General features: G+C 46.8%; 18 protein-coding genes and 1 pseudogene. 9 read left to right on the top strand and 10 right to left on the bottom strand.

Translation table 11 applies throughout. The features are described from left to right. The first annotated feature begins 56 nt into the window (after positions 1-56). Positions 57-1,160 (top strand): DNA polymerase IV, encoded by a 1,104-nt coding sequence (gene dinB, locus JEU20_RS14390; protein ID WP_198246835.1) that lies wholly within the window; start codon positions 57-59, stop codon positions 1,158-1,160. On the opposite strand, the gene yjgA is transcribed toward dinB, so the two are convergent. Genes yjgA through JEU20_RS14410 form a run of 4 tightly spaced genes read right to left on the bottom strand, consistent with a single transcriptional unit; the run spans position 1,119 to position 3,159 of the window. Next, positions 1,119-1,652 (bottom strand): ribosome biogenesis factor YjgA, encoded by a 534-nt coding sequence (yjgA, locus tag JEU20_RS14395; RefSeq protein WP_198246836.1) that lies wholly within the window; start codon positions 1,650-1,652, stop codon positions 1,119-1,121. The two genes, dinB and yjgA, sit on opposite strands and share 42 nt — an antisense overlap. A 32-nt stretch (positions 1,653-1,684) precedes the next feature. Beyond that, a complete protein-coding gene (locus JEU20_RS14400) occupies positions 1,685-1,876 on the bottom strand; it encodes a hypothetical protein (RefSeq protein ID WP_198246837.1) in 192 nt (63 codons plus the stop codon). Positions 1,877-1,881: 5 nt separating this feature from the next. Further along, a complete protein-coding gene (locus JEU20_RS14405; protein ID WP_198246838.1) occupies positions 1,882-2,604 on the bottom strand; it encodes an SIMPL domain-containing protein in 723 nt (240 codons plus the stop codon). Between the two features lie 18 nt (positions 2,605-2,622). Then, complete coding sequence (locus JEU20_RS14410) at positions 2,623-3,159, bottom strand: DNA-deoxyinosine glycosylase (RefSeq protein WP_198246839.1); 537 nt, start codon at positions 3,157-3,159, stop codon at positions 2,623-2,625. 49 nt (positions 3,160-3,208) lie between these two features. On the opposite strand from JEU20_RS14410, the gene rdgC reads away from it, so the two are divergent. Genes rdgC through zwf form a run of 4 tightly spaced genes read left to right on the top strand, consistent with a single transcriptional unit; the run spans position 3,209 to position 7,612 of the window. Further along, positions 3,209-4,120: a recombination-associated protein RdgC gene (gene rdgC / locus JEU20_RS14415; protein ID WP_198246859.1), complete on the top strand. Its 912-nt coding sequence runs from the start codon at positions 3,209-3,211 to the stop codon at positions 4,118-4,120. After that, the gene (locus JEU20_RS14420; protein ID WP_198246840.1) at positions 4,098-4,622 is read left to right on the top strand and encodes a 2-thiouracil desulfurase family protein; all 525 of its coding nucleotides are present in this window, start codon (positions 4,098-4,100) and stop codon (positions 4,620-4,622) included. Before rdgC ends, JEU20_RS14420 begins: the two co-directional genes overlap by 23 nt. A 49-nt stretch (positions 4,623-4,671) precedes the next feature. Then, positions 4,672-6,117 (top strand): decarboxylating NADP(+)-dependent phosphogluconate dehydrogenase, encoded by a 1,446-nt coding sequence (gene gnd / locus JEU20_RS14425; protein ID WP_198246841.1) that lies wholly within the window; start codon positions 4,672-4,674, stop codon positions 6,115-6,117. A 10-nt stretch (positions 6,118-6,127) separates the two neighbouring features. Then, entirely contained in the window at positions 6,128-7,612 is a 1,485-nt protein-coding gene (zwf, locus tag JEU20_RS14430) for a glucose-6-phosphate dehydrogenase (RefSeq protein WP_198246842.1), read from the top strand. Between the two features lie 14 nt (positions 7,613-7,626). On the opposite strand, the pseudogene JEU20_RS14435 reads toward zwf, so the two are convergent. The 5 genes and pseudogenes from JEU20_RS14435 to JEU20_RS14455 all read right to left on the bottom strand — a co-directional run. Then, positions 7,627-8,027: pseudogene (locus JEU20_RS14435) on the bottom strand (IS5 family transposase); the annotation flags it as partial. A gap of 39 nt (positions 8,028-8,066) precedes the next feature. Next, the gene (locus JEU20_RS14440; protein WP_198246843.1) at positions 8,067-9,071 is read right to left on the bottom strand and encodes an NAD(P)H-dependent glycerol-3-phosphate dehydrogenase; all 1,005 of its coding nucleotides are present in this window, start codon (positions 9,069-9,071) and stop codon (positions 8,067-8,069) included. Between the two features lies 1 nt (position 9,072). Continuing rightward, complete coding sequence (gene secB, locus JEU20_RS14445; RefSeq protein ID WP_198246844.1) at positions 9,073-9,543, bottom strand: protein-export chaperone SecB; 471 nt, start codon at positions 9,541-9,543, stop codon at positions 9,073-9,075. A gap of 28 nt (positions 9,544-9,571) precedes the next feature. Further along, on the bottom strand, positions 9,572-10,012 hold the full coding sequence (locus JEU20_RS14450; protein WP_198246845.1) for a rhodanese-like domain-containing protein: 441 nt from the start codon (positions 10,010-10,012) through the stop codon (positions 9,572-9,574). A gap of 186 nt (positions 10,013-10,198) precedes the next feature. Continuing rightward, positions 10,199-10,516, bottom strand: a complete 318-nt coding sequence (locus JEU20_RS14455; RefSeq protein ID WP_198246846.1) for an ArsR/SmtB family transcription factor — start codon at positions 10,514-10,516, stop codon at positions 10,199-10,201. Positions 10,517-10,806: 290 nt separating this feature from the next. On the opposite strand from JEU20_RS14455, the gene gpmI reads away from it, so the two are divergent. The 4 genes from gpmI to yrfG all read left to right on the top strand — a co-directional run bounded on the left by gpmI (position 10,807) and on the right by yrfG (position 15,931). Beyond that, entirely contained in the window at positions 10,807-12,348 is a 1,542-nt protein-coding gene (gene gpmI, locus JEU20_RS14460; RefSeq protein ID WP_198246847.1) for a 2,3-bisphosphoglycerate-independent phosphoglycerate mutase, read from the top strand. Between the two features lie 67 nt (positions 12,349-12,415). After that, positions 12,416-13,624 carry a murein hydrolase activator EnvC family protein gene (locus tag JEU20_RS14465; RefSeq protein ID WP_198246848.1) on the top strand — a complete coding sequence of 403 codons (1,209 nt, stop codon included), beginning with the start codon at positions 12,416-12,418 and terminating at the stop codon, positions 13,622-13,624. A 59-nt stretch (positions 13,625-13,683) separates the two neighbouring features. Further along, on the top strand, positions 13,684-15,012 hold the full coding sequence (locus JEU20_RS14470) for a S41 family peptidase (RefSeq protein ID WP_198246849.1): 1,329 nt from the start codon (positions 13,684-13,686) through the stop codon (positions 15,010-15,012). A gap of 253 nt (positions 15,013-15,265) precedes the next feature. Next, positions 15,266-15,931: a GMP/IMP nucleotidase gene (yrfG, locus tag JEU20_RS14475; RefSeq protein WP_198246860.1), complete on the top strand. Its 666-nt coding sequence runs from the start codon at positions 15,266-15,268 to the stop codon at positions 15,929-15,931. Here the strand turns inward: yrfG and JEU20_RS14480 are convergent. Continuing rightward, a partial coding sequence (locus JEU20_RS14480; protein WP_198246850.1) for a helicase-related protein occupies positions 15,867-16,962 on the bottom strand: 1,096 nt, incomplete at its 5' end. The two genes, yrfG and JEU20_RS14480, sit on opposite strands and share 65 nt — an antisense overlap.

A 16,962-nucleotide genomic window follows, 5' to 3' on the forward strand; every position in this document is an offset into this window, starting at 1 on the left:
GCCTGTAAAATTCACTCTAAAATAGCCTACATTATGTGAGGAAAGCATGGTTCACAATGGCGGAAAAACAGATTATCCGAAAAATTATTCATGTCGATATGGATGCATTTTTCGCCGCGGTCGAGCAACGTGATCATCCGCAATACCGGGGGAAACCGGTTATCGTTGGCGGATTGCCTGATAGCAGGGGTGTCGTGGCGACGTGCAGTTATGAGGCGCGTCGGTTTGGGATTCATTCTGCCATGCCGTCGTCGCATGCCTATCGTTTATGCCCACAGGGCATTTTCATTAAGCCCCGATTTGAGGCCTATCGCGAAGCGTCGGCTATTATTCATCAGGTTTTTGCCGAATTTACCGACCTGTTCGAACCATTGTCACTGGATGAAGCTTATCTGGATGTCACAGGCCAAGGTTCTGCAACGCGTATTGCAATGGCGATCAAACAGAAAATAAAACAGCGCACCGAACTTATCGCCTCGGCGGGTGTTTCGTATAACAAATTTCTGGCTAAAATCGCTTCCGATATGGATAAACCTGATGGCTTGTATCTGATCACACCAGAACAGGGGCCTGCGTTTGTTAGAGGTTTGCCGATTGGCAAGTTTCACGGCGTGGGGAAAGCCACTGAAGAAAAAATGCATCGCTTAGGTGTTCGGACAGGTCAGGATTTACAAAAATGGTCGCTTGCAGAGTTGTGCCGCCATTTTGGTAAATCCGGCAGCTATTATTACAATCTGGCCAGAGGGGTTGATGAGCGGCCGGTGAAGAATGACCGCTTACGAAAATCAGTCGGTGTGGAAACCACCTACGAACAGGATATCAGCGATTATTCCGTGGTTTTTCAGCAGTTAATGCGGCTGTTACAGCAGGCGCTGAAAAAAATGGCCGATAAAAAACTTGTCGCCCATACCATAACGATTAAAATCAAATACTATAACTTTGTGCAGATTACCCGCAGCCGGACTTTACCGACACGCATCGAGACAGCACAAGGGCTAGAAGCCGTGTTTGAGGCATTACTGCAAGATACCGAGGTGGGCAGGCGAAAAATCCGCTTGCTGGGCGTTACCCTTTCCGCATTGAATCAACAAAACCCTTCTGAGTATCGACAACTGGACTTATTCCGCATGCTCGATGAGCGCTCTGATTTCCTGGTATAGCAGGCGGGCAGACTTAGGCGGCTTGCCGGCTTGTGTTTCTTTTTGTGCATTGCGTTGCAGTTGCCGAATATGCTGTCGGTCCGCCTGTGGAAATTGCGCGAGCAGATCGGTCAACGCATCCTGTCCATTTTCCGATAGCAGCTTGTCACGCCATTGTTCAGCCTGATGATGTTCGCGTGCCGCATGAATGCTTTTGCTTTTGATACGGGCAATTTTTTCTGTAATCGGCTCAAGGTCAAGTGTTCTTAATTGTCCTGTCACAAATTTCAACAGCCGCTTTCTAGCCGCTTTAGGTGGCATCTTGCGCGCCTCCAAAACCGAGGCCTCAACCCTCTCAGGCAATTCCAGGCTTTTTATTTGATTTTCCGTTAGCGCACAGATTTGTTCCGCTAGGTCGGCAATACGCGCAATATCCCGTTTTATCGCCGTTTTGTTCGGCCGGATGGCATATTCAACGGCTTCTTCGTCATCATCGTATAAATCGTCAATCATGTTGGTATCTGTCTCAAAAAGTAACAAGGCAATTAATTGGCTGCCATGTAAATTAAAAAAACAATAAACAGCGCAACGGCCGCCAGTGGAATTAAAAAACCCGGCCAGTCTTTTTCGGCCTGTTGGCTTTGTGCCATAGTTTGTTTAACCCCAGGCCACATCCAAAATACGATACCGATGGCCAGAATGCCGACGATGATATTTTCCCAGTTTGTAGATTCCATAGTATTTAGTCTGAAAGATAATATTCAATGGTTGAAACGACCCGGATTTTTTTAATATGCGGGTTATTTTGATCACGCGGGCTGATCGAAAAACGCCCTTGTGACGCGGTTTTTATTTTGCCTAAGAGACTGTTCGAGTCTTCCGCGAATTTTTGCGCCACTTCGCGGGCTTTAGTGGTGGCTTCTGCTATCATCGCCGGCTTGATTTGATTCAAGCGCGTGAAGAGATAGTTGACCTGGGATTGATAATCACCGGCGGTAAAGGCAATGCCCTGTTTGCCTAACTCGGACAGTTTATTCATCAGCGAACGAACCTTTTTGACCTGTTTGGAATAAACGGTGACCGTTTGGGTTGCGCTATAGCGAAACTCGGCACGTTGTGGCCCGTATTGATTAGCAACTCTATCCACAATCATCGGCGGTGAAAAGCTGATTTCCTCATCGGTTATACCATTCAATAATAAAAAAGCCCGGATTTTAGCGTTGTTTTTCTCAATCGTGTCATATAACCTCGTCAGCTTATTATCGGCTGCGACAAATTGAATGGGCCAAATGACAATATCGGCCGGGTATTCGCGCTCTGATAGGCCTTTGACTCGGACGCTGCGTTCAAATGATTTGAAATCCAGGGTTGCCTGAGTTATGAAAAAGCCCAGTGAAGCTAGACCTAAAAAAATAAAGAACCCCAGAATGAAGGCCTGGTTCGCTGGTGACTGTGATTGTTGCATGATGACTTCGAATTTCGATTAAGTCATCAGCTTATCATATTTGTTGGATGGCAAAAATTGCAATATGGTACGCCACTGATTTAACTTGTCATTAAAAGATAAAGCGGCATGAGCAGGGCTGGTTGATGGCAAACGTTGAAATGTTAGTTTTTGCAATTCTGATGATAAATGAGGTAAAACACGTTTCTGAAACACCGATTCGGCTTTTTGACCATTAAAGAATACCGCCTGAATTTGGGGGTGGCACCGAAAAAAATGATTAAAATCATTTATCGCTACGCTGCTCATGTCGATAGCACTATCGAGACTACCGGGACGAATACAGCTTTGCAGCACATCCCAAAGAGCAATGTAATGCTGCATTAAGGCCTGTGTTTTTTCAGAGTAGCTCAAATCAGATGGCAGCTTGAGCAGGTTCAACATAATCGGCCAAAAACTGTTGCGCGGGTGGGCATAATATTGCTGCCGTTCAAGTGACATGACGCCGGGCATGGAGCCTAGAATCAGAATTTTAGCCTGAGGATCTGCAATGTATGAAAAACTTTTGACGTTCACGGGATAAATTTTGCGATAATACGCGCCCTTTTAGTTGCTGGAAATGATGATGTGGTTTAAGAACCTGACAGTTTACCGTTTTAACGAACCTTTTACACTCACTGCGGATGATGTGGAGGAAAAACTGGCAGACAAGCGTTTTCATCCCTGCGGAAAACAGGATATGAGTCGGTTTGGCTGGACCTCCCCATTAGGCGGCATTGAGCAGCCATTGGTGCATGCAAGCAATGGGTTTATTATGCTGTGCGCCAAAAAAGAAGAAAAAGTAATTCCGCCTGCGGTAATCAATGAAATGTTGCAGGAACGTGTAGCAGAGCTGGAAGAAAAAGAAGCGCGGAAATTATCGGGCAAGGAAAAATCGCGCTTGAAGGACGAGCTTATTTTTGAATTACTACCCCGCGCCTTTGCGTTTTCACGAAAAACCTATGCTTATATCGACCCTAAAGGCGGCTGGATCGTAGTGGATGCGGCAACGCCAAAAAAGGCCGAGGATTTACTCAGCTTATTGCGCCAATGTCTGGGTTCCTTGCCGGTAGTGCCACTGACAACGGCGGAAAAACCGGCATTGATTATGACCGATTGGTTGCTCAATCAAACCGAACCGAGCGATTGGGTGATAGAGGATGAGTGTGAGTTACGTTCGCAATCGGATGAAGGTAGCATTATTCGTTGTAAACGGCATGATTTACGCGCGCCGGAAATTCTCAATCATCTGCAAAATGACAAGCTCGTGATCAAGCTGGCGTTAAGTTGGGCGGACCGACTCAGTTTTGTGCTGGATGAAAACCTGGCTGTAAAGCGTTTGAAATTCCTGGATTTAATTCAGGATCAGGTCGCCGATGTGGAAACCAACAGCGATGCAGAGCGCTTTGATGCAGATTTTGCCATCATGTCGATGGAGTTATCACATTTTTTACCGCGTCTGGTTGAGGTGTTTGGTGGCATCAGTACCGCCGTCTAAGCCTTGTGTCGGTATCAGCGCTTGTTTGCTGGGAGAGCGGGTACGCTATGACGGTGATCATCAATATCAAGCTGATTTGATTGGCGAATTAAAACGCCATTTCCAACTGCAATCATTTTGCCCGGAAATGGCGGCGGGGATGGGGGTTCCACGGCCAGCGATTCACTTGGTCGAACAGGCAGGATTGGTTCGCTGTGTGCAAGTCGATCAGCCGGAGCGGGATATGACAGACGCTCTGCGACACAGTTTTGAGCAGCGCTTTTCTATCTTTCAGGCTTTAGATGGCTTTGTATTGAAAGCTCGTTCGCCTAGTTGTGGACTGGCGGGTACCAAACTGACGGGTAAACTGGGCCAGTATCGAAATGGCCGCGGTCTTTTTGCGGCTTGGCTGCAAGCGTGTTTTCCGACTCTGCCGCTCATCGATGAGAATGCCTTGCAGTCGCCCTTAAGACTGGCTGATTTTATCCGCCGCGTTGAAAGTCATGCTTCGGGTTCGAAATAAGCAGTCTGCATGCTAGAATCAAGTCTTTAACCTGAGTGAAGAGCGCATAATGAAAGCAGATATCGGATTGATTGGCCTGGCGGTCATGGGGCAGAACCTGGTCTTGAATATGAATGATCATGGTTTCAAGGTAGCGGTTTATAATCGGACAACGGCCAGGGTAGACGAGTTTCTTAACGGGCCGGCTAAAAATACCCAAGTCATCGGCTGTCATTCGCTGCAACAATTGGTCGATAAGCTAGAATCGCCTAAGCGCATCATGTTAATGGTTAAAGCCGGTGAAGTCGTCGATATTTATATCGAAAAGCTACTGCCTTTATTGTCAGAAGGCGATATTATCATTGATGGCGGCAATTCTTTGTTTACCGACACCAATCGACGTACTCAATATTTGCGCGAAAAAGGCATTTTATTTATCGGCGCGGGCGTTTCAGGTGGCGAAGAAGGTGCGCGTCACGGGCCTTCGATTATGCCAGGAGGCAATAAAGACGCCTGGCCTGCGGTCAAACCCATCTTTCAGGCGATTAGCGCCAAAGTAGACGGTGAACCCTGTTGTCACTGGGTCGGCGAAAATGGCGCCGGGCATTACGTCAAGATGGTGCATAACGGTATTGAATATGGTGATATGCAATTGATTTCTGAAGCCTACCAACTGATGCACGAGGGCTTAGGGTTAAGCATCGATGATATTCAGAAAACGTTTTCCGAATGGAACAAGGGGGTGTTGGATTCATATCTGGTCGAAATTACCGCCAACATCCTGGCTTACAAGGATGAAAATGGACTCCCCTTGGTTGATAGTATTTTAGATACGGCTGGCCAAAAAGGTACCGGAAAATGGACCGGTATCAATGCGCTAGATTTAGGGATTCCGCTAACTCTGATTGCAGAGGCGGTGTTTGCGCGCTGTCTGTCTGCGCAAAAAGATGAGCGCGTCTATGCCGCATCGGTATTGCCCAAACAGCCTGCCGCCTTTGCAGGGGATGTTGAAACAGCCGTGGCGACGATTCATGATGCGCTGTATGCGTCTAAAATTATTTCCTACGCCCAAGGTTTTCAGTTGATGCGGGAGGCGGCGAAAGAATATCAGTGGGCGCTAAATTATGGTGAGATTGCGCTGATGTGGCGCGGTGGCTGTATTATCCGCAGTCGCTTTTTAGGTGATATTAAAGCCGCTTATGATGCTGACCCTGAATTGAGCAATTTACTGTTGGCTGATTTTTTTGCCGATGCTATGCGCGCTGCCGATACTGGCTGGCGTAAAGCGGTCATTCTCGCGATTGAGTTGAATGTACCGACACCGGCATTCTCTTCTGCTCTGGCTTATTTTGACGGCTATCGCAGTGAGCGTCTGCCGGCCAACCTGTTGCAGGCGCAGCGGGATTATTTTGGTGCGCATTCTTATGAGCGGATCGATCGGCCACGCGGTGAATTCTTTCATACCGATTGGACTGGACATGGCGGCAAAACTGCATCGACCACTTACAGCGTTTAGGGCAATGAAAATGAAAGCAGAAGCGTGTACTTATGTGATTTTTGGTGCGACTGGTAACTTGTCTCAGGTAAAACTGATGCCTGCGTTGTACCACTTAGATTGTGAGGCGTTATTGCCTGAAGGGACGCGCATTGTGGCTGTCGGGCGGCGCGACTGGACGCAGCAGCACTGGTGCGATGAAGTTCGTAAAATGCTGGAAGCTAAAGTGCGTCAAGGCCTGGATGAGGTGGTTTTTCGTCGCTTTTGTGAACGCATGGTGTTTCATAAAGGCGATTTAAATCAAGCCGAATGCTATACCGGCTTGGCTGAATTATTGAGCCAGAGTGATTTTCCCGTTAATCGGGCATTTTATCTAGCCATCAGTCCCTCGGATTTTGGTGCCGTCATTGAAAGCCTGAGTCAGGTCGGCTTGCTGGACGAAGATGGCAACTGGAGCCGTATCATTATCGAGAAACCTTTCGGTTATGATTTGTTAAGTTCGCAAGCCTTACAGCGACGCATCAGTAAATTCTTACGCGAAGAACAGATTTACCGGATTGACCATTATCTAGGTAAGGGCATGGTGCAAAATCTGTTGGTGTTCCGCTTTGCTAATACCATGCTGGAGCCGTTATGGAATCGGCATTATATCGATCATATTCAAATCACCCATTCCGAAGAGCTCGGTATTGGCAGTCGCGCCCATTATTATGAAGGTGCGGGAGCTTTACGGGATATGTTGCAGAGCCATTTAATGCAGTTGTTGGCGCTGGTGACGATGGAGCCGCCAGCATCGATGGAGGCCGAGGCCTTGCGCGATGAGAAAGTCAAAGTATTGAAGTCGATTCGGCCGATTAGCAAAGAAGCCGTGAATGCATGCGCCTTTCGAGCACAGTATGGGAGCGGCAATATTCATGGTGAACGGGTAAAAAGCTATCGGGAGGAGGATAATGTCGCCGAAGACAGCGTCACCGAAACCTATGCGGCATTGAAGCTTTATGTGGATAACTGGCGCTGGAAAGATGTGCCGATTTATATGCGTACCGGAAAACGCATGGCTAAAGCGCAATCGGTGATTTCTATCTGTTTTCGTCAGCCACCGCTACAGTTTTTTCGTGACACTCAGGTGCGTTGTCCCAATCCGAACTGGCTGTTGCTGGGGATTCAGCCGGAAGAATGCATCCGTATGGAAATCGTGGTGAAAGAGCCGGGGTTGGAAATGAGTACGCGGGTGACCAGTCTAGATGCCGGTTATCGGAATGATAATGATCACCATACCGACGCTTATGAAGATTTATTGTTGGATGTTATTCAAGGCGACCGTTCTCTGTTTTTACGCTGGGATGAAGTCGAGTGGTCCTGGCGTATCGTCGATCCAGTTCTACAAAAGTGGTCGGAAGAACGGGATTATATTGCAACTTATCCGGCCGGAAGCTGGGGGCCGATTGAAAGTCGTCGTATCTTTGATAAAGAGTCACATTACTGGCGTCATTCATTAACGCCAAAATGCGATTAGGGGCTGTTGCCATTTCACATAGGTAACCATAAAAAGGCGCAAGCCAGAGCGATAGAGCCTTCAAAATTTCGTTTGAGTTTGTCATATCGCGTGGCGATCGCTCTGAAATGCTTAAGTCTTGCAAACACATTTTCAACGAGATGGCGATATTTGTAGAGACACCAATCCATTTCATCATTTCCCCGAGTTGAATTCTTTTTCTTGGGATAACAGGAACAGCCCCTTTGTCTTTAATTTGAAGACGTAATGCTTCACTGTCATAGCCTCTGTCAGCAACTATATAGTCACCTTTTGGGAGCTCTGCAACTAATTTCGGTGCTTCTTTACAGTCATGAACTTCGCCGCCTGTCACTGAGAAATGAATAGGAAGACCACAGGCATCAACGGCCATATGAATTTTACTGGTGTCAACAGCCCCTAAGCAGATTCAGCGAATATAGGCTAATAGAGCTAATCAGCCTGCTATTTCAGCTTTTTGTTCCCGTGTTAGCAGGTTATGTACTGCCTGCTTAGGGTCGAGATTTTCATACAACACGCGGTAGGTTTGTTCTGTAATTGGCATTTCAACCCTTAGTTTTTGCGCTAGATGCCAGGTTTCCTGTGCAGCAGAAACACCTTCAACATGCTGTTGAATCTGTTCGAGCGCATCTTGTCGGCTGACCCCTTTTCCTAATGCAAGCCCCAGGCGACGATTGCGGGATTGATCATCCGTGCAGGTTAAAATCAGATCGCCAAGGCCTGCCAGGCCCATAAATGTGTCGGGTTGCCCGTTTAGCTTCAGGCCTAAACGAATCATTTCATTCAAACCACGGGTAATGAGCGCCGAGCGGGTGTTAGCGCCAAATCCTAAGCCATCGGCGATACCTGCGGCAATCGCTAAAACATTTTTGACCGCCCCGCCGATTTCAACGCCAATGATGTCGGTGCTGGTATAGATGCGGAAACTGGGGTTATGTAAAAGAAGGGATAAATGATCGGAAAATTCAGCCGAATCTGATGCAATAGTGACTGCCGTGGGCAGGCCAAGCGCCACTTCGCGCGCAAAGGTCGGCCCGGATAAAACCGCTTTTGCCAACGTTGGGCTTAAAACCTGCTCAACGAGTTGGTGTAAGAGGGAGCCATCTTTTGGATTGAAGCCTTTTGTCGCCCAGGCAATTTGACTGGTTTGACTTAAAAAGGGTTTGATGTGTTCCAGTGTTGTTTTAAAAGCATGACTGGGGACGACAATCAACAGTGTTTGGCTAAAATGGGTCGCCTGCTCCAGGTTAGCGGTTAGCTGCAGGTTTTTGGGAAACGGAATATCCGGTAGATAACGCATATTGGCGCGATCTGAAGCGAGTTTTTGGATATGCGCCGGATCGTGTCCCCAGAGTAAGGTGTCGCAGCCATTTTTTGCGGCCTGCAGAGCCAGCGCCGTTCCCCATGAACCGGCACCTAGAACGGTAAGGCGTTTACCCATATCAATTCAGTGTATCGGAACCTGCGGCTTGTTTCTGCGCTTGTTGCAGATGTTGTTGATAAAGGGCATCAAAATTGACTGGTGCCAGAAGCAGTTGAGGAAAACCGCCTTTGGTAACCAGGTCAGACACCACTTCACGCGCGTAAGGGAATAGAATGTTTGGGCAGAAGCTGGCAAGCATAGGCCCCATCTCCTGCTCAGAAAAACCGGCTAATGAGAAAATGCCGGCCTGTTTGACTTCAACCAGATAAGCGGTTTGATCATTGGTTTTTACGGTAACCGTAATCGTCAGGTTGACATCGTACATCGAGTCTTCTAGCGGCTCAGCATGGGTGCTGAGGTTAAAGTCAACAGCAGGCTCCCATTGGCCGGTGAAAATTTGTGGCGCGTTGGGTGTTTCGAAAGAAATGTCTTTGGTGTAAATTTTCTGAATGGAAAATTGTTTTTCTTCGTTTGTGGTATTTTCAGCCATGATTTTACGTTGATGTGGTTAAAAAGGTTTAAGAAGCTTTTTTACTTTCCAATCGGATTGGAAGCTTGTTGTCTTCCCAGGACTGCATGCCACCTGTCAAGCTGAAAACCTTGTTGAAGCCAGCTTTAATCAGGCTTTTGCAAGCCGGTGTAGAGCGGGTGCCAGACTGGCAAACAACCAGAATGCTTTTGTCTTTGTATTTTTCTAAGGTGTTGATTTTTTCGTCGAATTTGCCCAGCGGAATATTGATCGCGCCTTCGATATGACCTTTAATGAATTCGTGAGGTTCTCTGACATCAATAATAATGACCTCCTCACTGTTCATTTTTGTGACGGCCGTCAACGGCGAAATCCGTTTGAACGGCGCGAGGGTGTTGTCGATAAAGTCCTGAATTAACAGGAATGTCACGGTGGCAAGTGCTAAAACCAATAAGTAGTGATTGGAAGCAAATTCAATATATTGATCCATGATGTTAAATGAATGTTGGTTAGGTGTCTGGAAAGGAAGTTCAACGGACGTGTTGGTCACCCTATTGACGAGCGCCCTTCCTGTTCAACGAGCTCACGAAGTATAACGAGAATAGGCTAAAAAGCCTAGTGTGGCATCCATTTTTCTTTGTTGGATGATATGCATAAAGTTGCTGAAATAGTCGTTCTAACAGGTTGTACAGAAAACTTCCCGCATAAGCCGTATCAACTGAAGCATTCTTTCATCGTCAATATAGTAATAGACCCGGTTAGCTTGTTTTTCGCAGCCTAAAATATCTTTTTCCCGTAAAATGGCAAGATGCTGGGAAATATTACTTTGACTGGTTCCGACATGTTCGACGATTTGTTGAACGCTGATTTTCTGACTGCCCAATACGCAAAGAATTTTGAGACGTAGTGGGTGCGACATGGCTTTAAGGCAGCGCGCCGCGCGATTGATATCTTCATCGTTATATAGGATTGGGTCGTCTAGTTTTTCGGCCATAAAGTTTCCTGATGACATAAATTTGAAAGTGTTGTTAAAAAAGTAACCGGCTGATTTTCGGCAAGTCGAGTGATTTATAGGGCTTGAAAGAGAAATCAGACGCGGGTGTTGCTATAATAAAAAGGATTTGGCGCTTTATTAGCTTATTAACGGTCTATTATATACGAGAATGCTTATTTTATGTAGGCATTTGCCGTAATGCGGTGTAATAGAACAAAATGAATGTGTTTTTTGTGTTTTTGTTTCTTTCATGTCGAGCGTGACATATTTTAATTGGGAGTTTATACATAATGTCTAACAGACCTAAACCGCTATTGTTATTAATTTTAGATGGCTTCGGTTGCAGGCAGGAGACGGATTACAATGCGATTGCGAATGCCAACACGCCATGCTGGGATAATCTGAAAGCCTCCAGTCCGATGACAACCCTGGATTGTTCAGGTGATGTCGTGGGCTTGCCTGACCAACAAATGGGTAATTCCGAAGTCGGACATTTGCATATTGGTGCGGGACGGTTGCTGAGACAAGAATTGTCGCGCGTGAACCAGGCCATTCTCGACGGCAGTTTTTTTGAAAATCCAGTCTTATGCGAAGCTGTAGACCAGGCAATCAAAAAAGATAAGGCACTGCATATTATGGGATTGTTGTCGCCGGGCGGTGTGCACAGCCATGAGGGCCAGATTTTTGCGATGCTGGAGTTAGCGGCAAAGCGCGGCTTGAAAAAAATCTATTTACATGCGTTTCTCGATGGTCGGGATGTGCCGCCTAAAAGCGCTGCAGAATCTATTGAACGTGCAGAAGCCAAATTTTCCGAATTAGGCGTTGGGCGTATTTCGACGCTGATTGGTCGCTTTTATGTGATGGATCGCGACAATCGCTGGGAACGCGTCGAGCAGGCCTATAAATTGCTGGTGCGTGGCGAAACCGATTATCGTTATCATTCTGCGCTGGATGCTTTGCAGGCGGCATATGATCGTGATGAAACCGATGAGTTTGTCTCACCGAGTGCCATTCTTGATGAAAATGAGACTATCGCCGTGATTGAACCGGATGATTCTGTTGTCTTTATGAATTTTCGCGCCGACAGAGCACGAGAGATTTCACGCGCATTGACGGAAGTTGACTTTAAGGAATTTGATCGTAAGGCCGAACCATTACGGGGCTATTACGCCACGTTGACCGAATATCATCAGGATTTTGATTTTCCTGTCGCATTTCCACCGATTGATGTCAAAAACAGCATCGGCGAAGTCTTGTCGCTTAAAGGAATGACGCAGTTGAGATTGGCAGAAACCGAAAAATATGCCCATGTCACATTTTTTCTCAATGGGGGGCGGGATCTGGCTTTCGATGGAGAAGAGCGGATTTTAGTGCCTTCGCCACAGGTGAGAACCTATGATATGCAGCCGGAAATGAGCGCGCCGGAAGTGACGCGGCATCTGGTCGATGCCATTAAAGGGCAAAAATTCGATGTGATTATCTGTAATTATGCCAATTGCGATATGGTGGGGCATACGGGTAATTATGAAGCAGCACTGAAGGCCGTTGAAACAATCGACCAGTGTTTGCAGCAGGTTACCGACGCCTTGACGGAAGTCGGTGGACAAATGTTATTAACCGCTGACCATGGCAATATCGAGCAGATGATCGACCCTGTCACGCGGCAACCGCATACGGCGCATACCACCAATAAAGTGCCATTGGTTCATTTTGGCGGTAAAGGGCCATTGGCCGAGAATGGTAATCTGGCTGACCTTGCGCCAAGTATGCTGGCTATTTTAGGCATTGAGCAGCCTGTCGAAATGACCGGTAAGTCATTGGTCAGTCTGTAGCCGACTTGTCTGTCGAACCACAACGCTGGGAAAGGGATATTCCAGCGTCGGTACTTTATTTCTTTCTATGAGCTACGTCCCAGGCAATCGTGTTGAGGAGGTCGAGACAAGGCAAACCTCGATACGCGTTTATTTTTATATTCTATTATTGTCAGCCTGTTTATCGTCTGCGTTGGCAGCAGACAGTCTCGGTGAGAAACAAGAGGCATTAACGCAACTACATAAAAATATCAAACAACTCGATCGTGATGTTCATCAGTTACAAGCACGACAAAAGAAACTGATTGCGTTGTTACGACGCCAAGAAAAGGACGTCGGGGTTGTGTTCAGAGAGGTGCGACAATTAAAGCAAAACATTGCCCGTCAGCGGAAAAGGCTGAAACAGATCGGGTTGCAAATGGCGGAGATACGACGTCATATTCAAGATGAAAAAAATGCATTGGAAAAACAGATACGGGCGGCCTATGCCATGGGGCGGCATGAACGACTGAAAGTGATTTTCAATCAGCAAGACCCGGTATTATCCAGTCGAATTCTGGTTTATTATGGCTATTTGAATAAGGCTCGATTAGACAAAATTCGCTTTATCGAGACACAAGTCAAGCAGTTGCAGCAATTACAAGCCGAGCAAGCGCAAAAAAAGACAACGTTAGCCAAGGCATTGGTTCAGCGTAAGCAGGATCTGGAACAATTGCGTCGGCTTAAACGGCAACGAGAACAAACGCTGGCCGAAATTAAACGCCAATTCGTGTCAAAAAAAGCTGAATTAGCGCAGTTAAAACAGAATGAGCAGCAATTAAGGGCGTTGATTGAAAAGCTGCAGCGACAACAAGATGATTTTCCGTTTGAGGAAGTGCCGGGTAAACCGTTTGCTCAATTGAAGCACAAGCTACCGTGGCCGGTGCGGGGTAAAATTATTCATAAGTTTGGCGATAAGCGCGTGGAAGGTCGCTGGGATGGTGTCCTGATTGGGGCGCGAGAAGGTGCTAATGTTCATGCGGTGACGCGTGGGCGGATTGTCTATGCGGATTGGCTGCGGGGGTATGGCTTGTTGACGATTATTGATCATGGGCAAGGCTATATGACATTATACGCCTTCAATCAGAGCCTGTTTAAGAGTAAAGGTGACTGGGTCGAGGCCGGTGACGTGATCGCGGCTGTCGGGCAAAGTGGCGGGCGCAGCCAGTCTGCGCTATATTTTGGTATCCGGAAAAAAAAGCGGCCGCTTAATCCGGTTAAATGGTGTCGCAAATTACACAAAGGAAATACAACTTAGGGGAATGTCGAGTTCATCGCATATCCTTAGTCAATCATCAGGGTTATGGAGTTTTTTACATGCTAAATCGAAATAATATTTTAATTATAACGCTGAGCTTTTTACTGGGCGTTTTTATCAGTACCTGCAGCAGTGTGTTTGCCGATAAAGAAAATACGGTGACCTCGAGTGAAGCGGTCGATAGCTTGCCTTTTGAGGAGTTGCGAACATTTTCAGAGGTGTTTGGCCGGATCAAACGCGATTATGTTGAGCCTGTATCGGATAAAAAACTGCTGGAAGGTGCGGTCAGAGGCATGTTGGAATCATTAGATCCTCACTCCGCATACCTGGATGCAGAGCACTTTAAAGAACTTAAAGAAGGCACCACCGGCCAATTCGGTGGCTTAGGTATTGAGGTCACTATGGAAAATGGCTTTGTTAAGGTCGTTTCACCGATTGATGATACCCCGGCTCAGCGGGCAGGTGTCAAGGCGGGTGATTTAATCGTCAGGCTGAATGAGAAGCCGGTTAAGGGCATGACCTTGGGTGAAGCGGTCAAAATCATGCGCGGAGAACCCGGTACCGATATCGAGTTGACGATTATTCGGGAAGGTGAACAGGCACCGCTTAAAATAAAAATCACTCGTGCGATTATCAAAGTTAAAAGTGTCAAGCAGAGAATGTTGGAAAAAGGGTTTGGTTATGTGCGAATCAGTAGTTTCCAGTCCAGAACCGGTGAAAACTTGCTCGAGGCGATTGATGCCCTGAAAAAAGAAAATAAAGGTGCATTGAAAGGCTTGGTGCTGGATTTGAGAAACAACCCGGGTGGCGTGTTGAATGCTGCGGTTGATGTGAGCGATGCCTTTTTGGACAAAGGGTTGATTGTTTATACCAAAGGCCGAATTAAAAATTCAGAAATGCGGTTTAACGCAGAGCCCGATGATGTGCTCAATGGTGCGCCAATCGTGGTATTGATCAATGCAGGGTCGGCTTCGGCCTCTGAAATTGTTGCGGGAGCTTTGCAAGATCATCATCGTGCCATTATTATGGGCGAAAAATCATTTGGTAAAGGGTCGGTACAGACTATTTTGCCAACCAGTAATGGCGGCGCGGTAAAACTGACGACAGCGCGCTATTACACACCAGCGGGGCGTTCTATTCAGGCTGAAGGTATCGAACCGGATATTACTTTGCCCAGAGTCAAGCTGGAAACATTGGGCGAATCCAAGTTTGAGCCGATTAAAGAGTCAAATTTATCGCATCACTTGGCAAATCCAAACAATAAGGATCATAAGGCTGATGTGGATAAAAACGACGATAAAAAAGAGTCTGAGGTGAATGTCAAAGATTATCCGCTGCATGAAGCGCTGACTTTATTGAAAGGAATCGCTATTTTGAAAGCAAAATAATTATGCTAGGGGGGTTGTCGGGTTTAGGGGGTTCATGACGAGACGAGTGGAAAATCGAGCACAGTTTTTTGATTTTTTGAGGCGCATAGTGGTGCTACGCAACGAAAAAGATCGGAAAAATGGGCTGGCTTACCACTGTCGCAGTAGAATTTCCCTAAATCCGACAGCCTCACAGACAAGCGATAAACGCACCGTTCAGTGTTAGTACTGGACGGTGCGTTTTACATTGTATATCCCCCAAAGGTTGATTATGTTGTTGGATTGGACGCAAATCGATACTGTTCTATTAGATATGGATGGCACGTTACTGGATTTGAATTTCGATAATCATTTCTGGAAAGAATTTGTGCCACAGCGCTATGCTGAGCAGTATGGCCTCAGCCTGGCGCAGGCTAAGCAGCAGCTTGTGCCAAAATTTGCCGCGATGGAGGGGCGACTCGAGTGGTATTGTCTGGACTATTGGAGTGAGCAGTTGGCGCTGGATATTGCCGGCTTGAAACAGGAAATCTCGGGGTTAATTGCCGTGCTGCCGCATGTTACTGAATTTTTACAGGCGGTGCGTGATTCAGGGCGCAGGCTTATCCTGGTGACCAATGCTCACCGCGATAGTTTGGGGTTAAAAATGGATAAGACCCGGCTGCATTTGTTTTTTGATGCCATCGTGTGTTCACATGATTATGGCTTTGCCAAAGAGCAGCCAGGTTTTTGGGCGGCATTGCAGCAGGCGTATCCATTTAAGACTGAGAATGCTTTGTTGGTGGATGACAGCCTTGCTGTGCTTTCAGCCGCCAAAGACTACGGATTGCAGCATCTAATCGCGATCAGCAAGCCAGATAGCCAGGCAGAAAAAAGACTTATTCAGTCGTTTCCTTCGATTGAGGACTTTCGATGTTTGTTGCCGCTACCGGCGGTTTCGTAGAGCGGGGCTTTTTTCTTCGCGCCTGAGCAGGTTTGTTGCCCGGCTGTTTTCGGTATTCGCGGCGCTTTTCTGCAGCAGGTGGTTTCAGGTCTTGGGCTAAAATATCATCCGTAATAGCCGATACCGGAACTTTTTCACCGATATAGTCTTCAATGTCCGGCATTGAATAGGCATATTCCTCGCAAATAAAGCTGATTGCAACGCCTGATGCGCCAAATCGGGCTGTCCGGCCGATGCGGTGGACATAATCTTCGACATCTTGCGGCAGATCGTAATTAAATACATGCGAGACATCGGGAATATGCAGTCCGCGTGCGGCGACATCGGTCGCAATCATAAGATTGACCCGGTCTTCCTGAAAGTCATTCAGCAAGCGCTGGCGTTTGTCCTGAGGCACATCGCCGCTGAGCAGGGCCACCCGATAATCATTGCCTTGCAGATAACGATTTAACAATTCACCACAGCGCTTAGTGTTGACAAAAATAATACTGCGAAGTGGTTTTAGTTGTTGTAACAACCCAATAAGCAAGGGTATTTTTTGTTCATTAGATGGGCAATAGGCGATTTTCTGTATCGCTTTCGAGGTGACTTCTTCCGTTTCTATTTTGACAATAACGGGGTTGTTCATATGCTCGTAAGCTAATTCTGTGACCTTGTAGGATAAGGTGGCCGAAAACAGCATATTCAAGCGTGTCTCAGCCGGTGGCATACGGCGCAGTAAAAAGCGGATATCTTTAATGAAGCCTAAGTCAAACATACGGTCGGCTTCATCCATAACCATGACCTGTATATTGTCCAAGGTAAATACTTTTTGTTTGTAAAAGTCGATAATCCGGCCCGGTGTGCCAATAATAATATCGACATTTCCTTTCAGGTTGTTAAGTTGTTTTTGGTAATCGGTACCGCCATAAATCAGCGCGAAATTCAGGTCGAGATAAGCGCTCAGCAGTTTTGCATCTTTATGAATCTGGATGGCCAGCTCCCGGGTTGGTGCCAATATTAGGGCTCTAGGGCCTTTATTTTTTTTGTTT

This window comes from methane-oxidizing endosymbiont of Gigantopelta aegis, assembly GCF_016097405.1.
Taxonomy (GTDB): domain Bacteria; phylum Pseudomonadota; class Gammaproteobacteria; order Methylococcales; family Methylomonadaceae; genus Methylomarinum.

What these genes read in the sequence shown, in the direction of transcription:
- dinB (WP_198246835.1), top strand. Translation starts at nt 57, where the DNA reads ATGGCGGAAAAACAGATTATCCGAAAAATTATTCATGTCGATATGGAT.
- yjgA (WP_198246836.1), bottom strand. Translation starts at nt 1,652, where the DNA reads ATGATTGACGATTTATACGATGATGACGAAGAAGCCGTTGAATATGCC.
- JEU20_RS14400 (WP_198246837.1), bottom strand. Translation starts at nt 1,876, where the DNA reads ATGGAATCTACAAACTGGGAAAATATCATCGTCGGCATTCTGGCCATC.
- JEU20_RS14405 (WP_198246838.1), bottom strand. Translation starts at nt 2,604, where the DNA reads ATGCAACAATCACAGTCACCAGCGAACCAGGCCTTCATTCTGGGGTTC.
- rdgC (WP_198246859.1), top strand. Translation starts at nt 3,209, where the DNA reads ATGTGGTTTAAGAACCTGACAGTTTACCGTTTTAACGAACCTTTTACA.
- gnd (WP_198246841.1), top strand. Translation starts at nt 4,672, where the DNA reads ATGAAAGCAGATATCGGATTGATTGGCCTGGCGGTCATGGGGCAGAAC.
- zwf (WP_198246842.1), top strand. Translation starts at nt 6,128, where the DNA reads ATGAAAGCAGAAGCGTGTACTTATGTGATTTTTGGTGCGACTGGTAAC.
- JEU20_RS14440 (WP_198246843.1), bottom strand. Translation starts at nt 9,071, where the DNA reads ATGGGTAAACGCCTTACCGTTCTAGGTGCCGGTTCATGGGGAACGGCG.
- secB (WP_198246844.1), bottom strand. Translation starts at nt 9,543, where the DNA reads ATGGCTGAAAATACCACAAACGAAGAAAAACAATTTTCCATTCAGAAA.
- JEU20_RS14450 (WP_198246845.1), bottom strand. Translation starts at nt 10,012, where the DNA reads ATGGATCAATATATTGAATTTGCTTCCAATCACTACTTATTGGTTTTA.
- JEU20_RS14455 (WP_198246846.1), bottom strand. Translation starts at nt 10,516, where the DNA reads ATGGCCGAAAAACTAGACGACCCAATCCTATATAACGATGAAGATATC.
- gpmI (WP_198246847.1), top strand. Translation starts at nt 10,807, where the DNA reads ATGTCTAACAGACCTAAACCGCTATTGTTATTAATTTTAGATGGCTTC.
- JEU20_RS14465 (WP_198246848.1), top strand. Translation starts at nt 12,416, where the DNA reads ATGAGCTACGTCCCAGGCAATCGTGTTGAGGAGGTCGAGACAAGGCAA.
- JEU20_RS14470 (WP_198246849.1), top strand. Translation starts at nt 13,684, where the DNA reads ATGCTAAATCGAAATAATATTTTAATTATAACGCTGAGCTTTTTACTG.